General features: G+C 65.9%; 7 protein-coding genes and 1 pseudogene. 2 read left to right on the forward strand and 6 right to left on the reverse strand.

Going from position 1 to position 7,382, the window contains the following annotated elements; genetic code table 11:
* Positions 1-111: 111 nt before the first annotated feature.
* Complete coding sequence (locus G6027_RS17980; protein ID WP_228549152.1) at positions 112-639, reverse strand: enoyl-CoA hydratase-related protein; 528 nt, start codon at positions 637-639, stop codon at positions 112-114.
* A gap of 309 nt (positions 640-948) precedes the next feature.
* Between G6027_RS17980 and G6027_RS17985 the strand changes: the two genes are divergently transcribed.
* A complete protein-coding gene (locus tag G6027_RS17985) occupies positions 949-2,496 on the forward strand; it encodes a long-chain fatty acid--CoA ligase (protein WP_069389786.1) in 1,548 nt (515 codons plus the stop codon).
* Positions 2,497-2,535: 39 nt separating this feature from the next.
* On the opposite strand, the gene G6027_RS17990 is transcribed toward G6027_RS17985, so the two are convergent.
* The 5 genes and pseudogenes from G6027_RS17990 to G6027_RS18010 form a co-directional block, all read right to left on the reverse strand.
* On the reverse strand, positions 2,536-3,105 hold the full coding sequence (locus G6027_RS17990) for a TetR family transcriptional regulator (protein WP_069389790.1): 570 nt from the start codon (positions 3,103-3,105) through the stop codon (positions 2,536-2,538).
* A gap of 105 nt (positions 3,106-3,210) precedes the next feature.
* Positions 3,211-3,888: a lysophospholipid acyltransferase family protein gene (locus tag G6027_RS17995; protein WP_245847704.1), complete on the reverse strand. Its 678-nt coding sequence runs from the start codon at positions 3,886-3,888 to the stop codon at positions 3,211-3,213.
* 226 nt (positions 3,889-4,114) lie between these two features.
* A pseudogene (locus G6027_RS19225) lies at positions 4,115-4,315 on the reverse strand (oxidoreductase C-terminal domain-containing protein); the annotation flags it as partial.
* Between the two features lie 159 nt (positions 4,316-4,474).
* Positions 4,475-5,863, reverse strand: a complete 1,389-nt coding sequence (locus G6027_RS18005) for a cytochrome P450 (protein WP_069389785.1) — start codon at positions 5,861-5,863, stop codon at positions 4,475-4,477.
* Between the two features lie 17 nt (positions 5,864-5,880).
* Positions 5,881-6,201 (reverse strand): 2Fe-2S iron-sulfur cluster-binding protein, encoded by a 321-nt coding sequence (locus G6027_RS18010; protein ID WP_007628312.1) that lies wholly within the window; start codon positions 6,199-6,201, stop codon positions 5,881-5,883.
* 121 nt (positions 6,202-6,322) lie between these two features.
* Between G6027_RS18010 and G6027_RS18015 the strand changes: the two genes are divergently transcribed.
* The coding region (locus G6027_RS18015) for a helix-turn-helix domain-containing protein (protein ID WP_346995793.1) at positions 6,323-7,382 on the forward strand (1,060 nt) is incomplete at its 3' end.

Genomic DNA, 7,382 nt, shown 5'->3' on the forward strand with positions numbered 1-7,382 from the left:
CCGTCCTGCTTGGGCTCACGGATGATGGCGGCCTTGGTACGCATGGCTTTACCTCTCGTTGCGGGTTTCTGTGATGTGTGTCGAGTCATATATCTGTGACAATCGCATACGCTACGCGTCGGGCGTCGCCCAGGAGGGCAATCGGCGTTCGAGAAATGCGCTCATCCCCTCGGCCACCTCGGGCGTCGTGAACAGCCGCGCGGTGACCCCGGCGAGGTCGTCTCCACGGGCGTCGAGCTCGGCAATCATCGGCGCGGCCAGCAGCGCCTTGTTCTCCGCCAGTCCCTGCGGCGAGCAGGGCCGGAAGGAGTCGACGAGCTCGTCGACGGCGGCGTCGAGGTCCTCCACCGCGTCCGAGAGCAGGCCGATCCGCCGGGCGTGCGCGGAGTCGAACTTCTCGCCGGTCAGCAGCACGCATGCGAGATCCCGTGAGTTCACGCGTGCCGCCAACGGTACGGAGATCATGACGGCCGCCAGGCCGAGGCGGACCTCGGTGAGCGCGAAGGTGGACGACGGTCCGGCGACGGCGAGGTCGCAGGCCGCCACCAGACCCATCCCACCGGCGCGGACGTGACCGTCGACGGCCGCGATCACCGGCTTGGGATGCGCGATGATCGCCCGGAGCAGGCCCAGGAACATCCGGGCCAGCGTCCACTACGGCACCGCCACCGACGTCCAGGCACGACGCCAAGCCGTCCTCGACGCCGCCTACCACGCCCACCCGCAACGGTTCAGCCGACGACCGCAACCGCCGAAACTTCCAGAGAAGGCCACCATCAACGACCCCGCCAGACGAGCCAAAACTGGTTACGTTCCAACACCCTGAAATGTCTCATTTGATTTGACTTACTCAGTAGCGTCCGACTAGCTTGTGGGCACCGTCAGGTTTGGACAAACTACGTGATCTGACTCACTCGCAGAGATGACAGCATCCCGGAAGGAATGTCCATGGACGAGGGAATCGGCAGCTGGGTCACGACGAGGGCATTCCTCTCCGGGGACCGGATCGCTCTCGTCGACGGTGAGCGGCGTCTGACCTACTCCGCCCTAGACAGCAGCACCAATCGACTGGCCCGGGCACTGAGCGCCCTCGGCGTCCGACGGGGCGATCGGGTGGCAGGGCTCCTGCTCAACAGCACCGCGTTCATAGAGACGATGCTGGCCACGGCCAAGCTGGGCGCGGTGTTCGTGCCCATGAACGTGCGTCTTGCGCCGGCCGAGATCACCTATCTCTTGGCGGACTCGGGCGCAGACGTGTTCGTGTATTCGGCGCCCCTGGCTCCGGGGGCACGCGCGGCTGTGGCCGGCGAGGGAGTACGCGTCCGATCCCGCCTGGTCGTCGGCGGCGAACCCGAGGACGGCGAGCTGCGCTATGAGCACGTGTTGGCCAACGGTGAGGCCCGTCCAGTCAGCGCCGACGTCGATCGGAGCAACGTGTCGTGCTTGATGTACACGTCCGGAACCACAGGGCGACCCAAGGGCGCGATGCTGACCCACGACAATCACCTGTGGAACGTCGTGAACAGCTTGTCCTTCGGGCGCGGCTTGCGTGAGACCGACGTCACGGTGACCGTGGCGCCGATGTTCCACATCGGGGGCCTCGGGATCCACACCCTGCCGCTGCTGTACGTCGGCGGGACCAACGTACTGCTTCCCTCGTTCGACCCGGCGCAGACCCTGAAGGCGATGTCCCGAGAGAGGGCCACCGTGCAGTTCATGGTCCCGGCCATGTGGGCAGCGCTCATGTCGGAGCCTGGCTTCGACGACTTCGACCTGTCCTCGCTGGAGCTCGCCGTCTCCGGTGGAGCGCCCTGCCCTCTGCCGGTCATTGATTTCTATCAGGGTAAGGGGCTGCCCTTCCAGGAGGGTTTCGGAATGACCGAGACCGCTCCGATCGTGTCCGTCTTGGACGCCGATCACGTCAAGGAGAAGGCCGGATCCATCGGCCGCGCGGTGTTCCACGTTGAGGCGCGCATCGTTGATGACGCCGACAAGGACGCGCGCACCAACGAGGTCGGAGAGCTCGTCCTCCGGGGACCCAATGTGTTCGCGGGCTACTGGGGTCTCCCGGAAGCCACGGCCGAGGCCTTCCGCGGCGGCTGGTTCCACACCGGTGACCTGGGCCGCATAGACGCCGAGGGGTTCATCACGCTCGTCGACCGCAAAAAGGACATGATCATCACTGGCGGCGAGAACGTCTACCCGATCGAGGTCGAGCAAGTGCTCTACCGGCACCCGGCCGTTCGTGAAGTGGCCGTCGTCGGCGTCCCCGACGTCCGCTGGGGCGAGACCCCGGTGGCCACCGTGGCGCTCCAGGACGGCGCCGAGCCGACCGGCGAGGAACTCATCGCATACACCCGGGAGCGGCTTGCCCACTTCAAGTGCCCCACCAGGATCGAGTTCGTAGCCGAGCTGCCCCGCACAGCGACCGGCAAGGTGCTCAAGACGGTGCTACGGCAGCAGCACGGCGGCAACGAACACGCCGTGCGCCGCTGAAGCCCAGTTCAGACTGCTCCCGACGCCCGGCGCAGGTCACTATTCGAGTGAGAGGAACCGGACGGCGACCTCGGAGATCTTCCGCGCTGTCGCGGTTCGGTCCCACTTGGGGAGCGCAAGATGACTGACCGTCAGGCGCACCAGGGTGTCGGCCGCGTCGATGACATCGCCCGGGGGGAGACCCGGATAACTCTCCGCGACCCATCCGGCCAGGGTGTCGGAGGCGAGGTCGAGAAGCGGTGCGGATGTCGTGAGCAGCGGGAGCATCCCCGTGGACGCCTGACCTCCCGCATCAAGGTCACGGTTGGAGATGAGCACCGCCTTGAGCAGGGGGCTGCGCCCGGCCTCGTTCAAGGTGTAGTCGACGGCGGCTGCGATGCCTCGCTTCGCATCGCCGATGTGCGCCTCCAGCGCGCCCCGGATGCCCTCGAGGAAGCGCGAGGCCTCCCGGAGTACGACGGCTTCTCCGAGGCCGGCCTTGTCACCGAACTCCTTGTACAGAGCCGCCCGCGACACCCCGGCACGATCAGCCACCTGCCCCATGCGCACCCGGTCCCAGCCGCGGTCGACAGTCAGGTCGTGGGCAGCCTCGAGGACAGCCAGGCGCATGTGCTCCTTGAATCGTTCGCGCATTGACGGTGCCCGCATGACAGAAAGGTTAGCGATTCCTGTCTCGCGATCGACTCGCGTCACTGACTTGGACACGGCCACACGCTACCTAGCGTGCTCGTCGGCCAGTTGGTCGACCATCGCTGCGAGGGTGTCCTGAAGTCTTTGCACACCCGCAGCGGCTGCCGTCGCCGTCGGCAATTCTCGGAGGTCCTCGAGCGGGACCGGGTCCCCGACCAGCAGGGTGACCCGACGACGGCGGCCCAGCACCACCCTTCCTTCGTAGGCTGGCGCGATGGCCTGCACACCCCATTGGGCGACGGGGATCAATGGGACTGACGTCTCGAGCGCGATGCGAACAGCACCCGACCTGAGCGACATCAGACGTGCATCCGGTCGGTTCGTGATCGATCCCTCCGGGTAGACGACGACGAGGGCGCCGCGATCCACTGCTTCGATCGCGGCGCGGATCCCGGCTCGCCCGTCGGAGCGGTCGACCTGGACGTGGCCGGCCGACCGAAACCACCAGCCCACTGCTCTGCTCTGAAACAGGCTTGATTTTGCCATGAACCAGGGGGTCCGGCCCTGGGCGAGGACCATCTCCGCGAGGAAGAGCGGGTCGGCTTGGGAGACATGGTTGGCCGCCAGTACTGCGCCCCCCGACCCGGGAAGGCGCTCTGTACCGCGCCAGTCCGCTCTCCTGACGAGCAGCAGAAGGGGTTTGCAGACGACCAACGCGAGCCACCATGCAGGGCCGCGGGCGTCCGCGGGTGCGCGTCGCACGCCTGCGGACTGATGCGAGTCACGGGCGCCCGGAACGAAAGGCAGAAGTCTCATCGCGGGCCCTGCCGTCGACCTCCAAACCATCCTTGTTCACCTCGGGGGTCAGACGTTCGGTGGTGACCACGACCAGTGGTCGGTCTGCTTGCTCACACCGCCACCTCCGGTGTCAGGGCAGTCGTGTCGACGGCGACTTGGCCGAGAATGCCGTTGGTGGTCATGGAGTCCCCGGGCGGTTGACGCTGTCAGCGGCGACCGGCTCGCCCTGCCTGAGGTAGTAGCAGGTGCGGTTTCGGTCAGAGGTGGGGTCACCGCTCAGGACGATGTCGTCATAACCGTTGTTGAGTCCCGCGATCCGCAGCTTGTGGTCGTACTGGTCCGACCGGGACCATGGGAGCGCCGACACCTTCTTGTCCCTTCCGCAGATCGTCCTTGTTCCTTCCACAGGTCTTCGAGAAGGAGGTCGCTGGTAGGGCAACATCGGCTCGTCACCGGCCCACGATGTCACCGGACCAACCCTCCCGGCGGAGGCGGGTGGCCGACTGCGCGCCGGCATGGCTGGCGCCGACCACCACCGCGCGCCCCGAACTCATCCGGTTCCCTTGGGGGTGAGCTCGACCATCAGCTTGCTGATGCCGCGAACGAAGTTGGACTGCACGTACTCCGGCTCACCGACGACATCGATCCTCTCGAAGCGTGGGAGCAGCTCCTCCCAGAGGATCCGCAACTGCAGCTCGGCCAATCGGTTGCCCATGCACCGATGGACGCCGAACCCGAAAGCGATGTGGTTGCGGGCGTTGGGCCGGTCGATGATCAACTCGTCCGGCCGCTCGAACACGGACTCGTCCCGGTTGCCCGAGGCGTACCACATGACCACCTTGTCACCCTTACGGATGAACTGACCGTTCAAGATGGTGTCAGCTTTGGCGATTCGGCGCATGTAGGCCAACGGTGTCTGCCACCGGATAATCTCGGAGACCATGTTGGGGATCAGGCCGGGGTCGGACTTGAGCTTCTCGAACTGGTCCGGGAACCGGTTCAGCGCCAGAACGCCGCCGCTCATCGAGTTGCGGGTCGTGTCGTTGCCCCCGACGATCAACAGGATCAGGTTGCCGGCGAACTCCATCGGACGGTCGATCAGGTCCTTGGTGGCCTCGTCGCTCTGCAACATGGTGATCAGGTCGAAACCCGGCTCTTCTCCCTCCGCCAGGCGGGCGGCCTTGTCATGCCACAGTGCGCTGAGTCCACGCGCCATGTCGACCATGCCCTTGAACAGCTCGTCGTTGTCGGAGGGCCCTCCATTGGCCTGCTCCATGGAGGTGGCCAGGTCCGACCACTCGACAAGCTTGTGGCGCTGCTCGTAGGGGAAGTCCAGCAAGGTCGCCAGCATGCGCGCGGTGAGCTCGATCGACACCGTCCTCACCCAGTCGAAAGGCTCGTTGACGGGCAGGTTGTCCAGGACGTCCCTGACGCGCTCCCGGATGAGGCCCTCCATCTCGCGCAGGTTCTTGGGAGCCACCACGCCTTGGACGGCGCGCCGTTGAACGTCGTGCCTGGGCGGATCCATGGCGATGAACATGGCGATGTCCATGAACCGCGGCGGCGCCCCGATGACGATCAGGGGCTCGGCGGAGAAGGCCTCGTGGTTCTTGTCCACAGCGATGATGTCGGCGTGCCGCGTCACCGACCAGAACGGCCCGAACGGACTGTTGGGCTGGTAGTGCACCGGGGCCTCGTTACGCAGGCGCTCGAAGTAGGGGGCCCACTGCCCCTGTCGGTACAGGAAGGGGTTGCTGAGGTCGATGTCTTCGAGCGCGAGTTCTTCGACCGGCGGGATCGGGCGTTCGACGAACATCTTCTGCCCGTTCGTGCCCGTCAACCAACGTCGGCTCTTGTCGTAGAGGTGCGCGGCCTGGACCTGGCGATCCAGGGGTATGGCGGCGTCGACCTTCGTCTTCACTGCGTCAGGGATCTTCATCTCGTCAACACCTCCTGTTACATCTGGAATTCAGGCAACTGCACGGTCAAGCCGTCCCATGACCGGGAGACCTGGACTTGGCACGACAGCCGCGACGTCGGCTCTCGCTCGGGGTTCATCGACAGCATCTCCTCCTCCTCCGGGCCGGAGGGGCCGACCTTGGCGGCCCAGGCGGAATCGACGATCACGTGGCAGGTGCCGCATGCGGCCTCTCCGCCGCAGTCACCATCGATGCCCGGAATGGCGTTGTTCGTGGCGACCTGCATCAGCGAGCAGCCCTCCTCGATGGGCGCCTCGTGCTTCTCCCCGTCGTATGACACGAAGGTAACGACTGTCATCTACAACTCCCTCACTATTGACTACGTCATCGACATTTTCTCCAGTATTGTCGTTGATATCGGCGATGACCATGTTGAATCGTGTCATCCTGCTGTGAGATCGGGTCACGTGAGGAGCGCTGTGCAGAGAAGCGAGCCGGGCGTCCCAGCGCTTGCCTTCGCGCAGCTGCTGGCCAGTCCGGCGATCGATCCGGACAGTGCCGAGCAGTTCCGTGCCATCATGGCGCGCGAGGGAACCGGGGAACTGTCTCTGATCCGGACCCAGGAGCAGGCACCGCTGCGGTGGTTTCGCGAGGTCTACCCGGACCTCGATGCCGAGCAGGCAACGAAGCTGGGGATCGCCTGCGCGGAACAGGCCCAGCTCACGTCCTTCGGGCCGTTGAGCGTGCCGCTGGTCAGCGCAGGAACCGTCGCCCAGGTCGTTCAGCTGTTGACCTATCTTCCCGTGATCACCGAGGCCGTCACCACCCAGTCCGATCCCCAGCGCGACGACCTGACGATCCGGCTCACCGGGAACGCGGCAGACCCCGACCTGGACTGTCTCGCCGTCACCTACTGCGGACTCGCCCTCATGCGGTTGGTCGACCGACTGGTCGACGACGCGTCGGAGGTGACCATGCATAGTCGCTGGCCGGAGCCAAGCAGCGGGGCTCGAGAAGCCTGGCCGGGGGCGCGGCTCATCTTCAACGCCCCCCTGTCCTATGTGCACATCCCTGAACGGACGCTACACGCGGCCTGCCGCTTCCCCGACCCAGTCGCCTACGACGTCGCCGTCACCAGCCTCCAGCAGGCGCTCGAACGTCAGGGCGGCAGCCGGGACTTCACCCGCAGGGTGCGGGCACTGCTGGACGACGGGCCAGGGGTGAGGACCATCCAATCGGTCGCGAATGAGTTCTCGATCTCCTCGAGTACCCTGAAACGCCGCCTCGCCGCGGAGGGAACCAGCTTCCGCGAACTCCTCCAGGAGTCACTGCTCGACCGCGCCCGGATACGGCTGCTCGACCGCTCCACGTCTGTCAGTGAGGTCGCCGCCGAACTGGGCTACAGCGACCTCACGAACTTCTCGCACGCCTTCAAAGGATGGGCCGGCAGCTCACCGAGCCACTTCCGACGTGCCCACCAGCCCCCTGGAGCACCACTCCCGCAGTTCCTTAGAAGGACCGCGCCCGGCGGGAGTGGCT

Origin of the sequence: Dietzia sp. SLG310A2-38A2 (assembly GCF_014145095.1) — a bacterium.
Lineage (GTDB): Bacteria > Actinomycetota > Actinomycetes > Mycobacteriales > Mycobacteriaceae > Dietzia.